Origin of the sequence: Paucilactobacillus nenjiangensis (assembly GCF_005405445.1) — a bacterium.
Taxonomy (GTDB): domain Bacteria; phylum Bacillota; class Bacilli; order Lactobacillales; family Lactobacillaceae; genus Paucilactobacillus; species Paucilactobacillus nenjiangensis.
This window is the reverse complement of the sequence record NZ_BJEB01000109.1, coordinates 1-1,452: the sequence shown is the minus strand read 5'-3', so window position 1 is coordinate 1,452 and position 1,452 is coordinate 1. Positions and strand designations below refer to the sequence as shown.

Below are 1,452 nucleotides of genomic sequence, written 5' to 3'. Positions count from 1 at the left end.
AATCGAGTAGGAGGCAGTTGATTAGTTCAGCTACCGACCTCTCACACCACCGTACGTACGGTTCCGTATACGGCGGTTCAGTAATTTAAGCATTTTGAATAGACTGGAATACCTTGGAGAGATTCATCAATCCAAGTTGTTCCAGTTTTTCGTTTGTTAACGTATAAAGTAGTGTTTTGCTATGTGCTGTGCGCCAGTAACCCTTGCGGGTATAAGCAGCTAGCCGAGCATCATTCTGATTCAAACCTAGTCGTTTCAGGTTAGTGATCTTCGTTTTGATTTTCTTCCATGATTTCCAGATGTATTGTCGAACTCTAGACCGTAGCCACTGATCTATTCGTTTCAAGAAGTTTGTCATCTTACCAGATGAGTAGTATTGAATCCATCCGCGCATTTTTCGTGTGATTTCCATAAACATTTGTTCAAGTGAAATTCCGCGATTGCGTTTCGTAATTCGTTTGAGTTCCTGTTTGACCCGTATTTGGGATTGTTTTGACGGCCTTGAGAAAGCACCACCCCTACCAACTCCCAGTGAGAATCCCAGAAATTTCAATCTCAATGGTGACCCGACTTTACTTTTGTCACGATTGACGGTTACTTTAAGATCCTTTTCCAGAAATCTACTAATACTCTCAAGTACCCGGTGACCTGCTCGTTTACTCTTAACGTAAATATTGCAGTCATCCGCATATCGGACAAAGTGGAGACCTCGTTCCGTTAATACTTTATCCAGCTCATTGAGATAGATATTCGCCAATAGTGGTGACAGTGGTCCGCCTTGCGGGGTTCCCACGACACTCGCTTCGAAGGTTGAACCAGTCATAACACCACTAGTCAAAAACTTTCGAATTAGCTTAATCAACCAAGGATCATCAATATATTGTTCGATATACTTGATCAGTAAATCATGATTGACTGTATCGAAGTATGCCTTTAAATCAAGATCAACCACGACGTGGTAACCCTCGTTATACAGCGATACCACTCGTTTAATTGCATCTTGCGCACTTCGATTAGGTCGAAAACCAAAACTATTATTTGAGAAAACTTGTTCAAAAATCGGAGACATCACTTGTGCGATTGCTTGTTGTATCATTCGGTCAATTACCGTTGGCACGCCTAATTTTCGCACGCCACCATTTGGTTTGGGTATTTCTACCCGTTTAACCGCCTTCGGCCGGTACGTCCCATCATTCAACTGATGAATAAGTTCAGTTTTATGAACTCTCAAATAACCTAACAGATCATCGATGGTCATTCCGTCGATGCCTGCGACACCTTTATTACGCACAACCCGTTGATAGGCCAGATTCAAGTTATCTCGATCCAACACGCGTTGTTCAAACTTAATGCCACTCATCATCGTTGTTTCATTAGAATTCATCCTACGCGCCCCAGTTTGTTCTTGGTCTTCCAGACCTACCATCCACTGGTGGTCAGCTTTGTTTTCTG

General features: G+C 42.6%; 1 protein-coding gene. It reads right to left on the bottom strand.

The annotated features are described in order from the left end of the window. Positions 1–85 precede the first annotated feature (85 nt). Positions 86–1,452 (bottom strand): group II intron reverse transcriptase/maturase (gene ltrA / locus FFM59_RS09955; protein ID WP_371858095.1); only part of this gene is annotated, 1,367 nt, incomplete at its 5' end.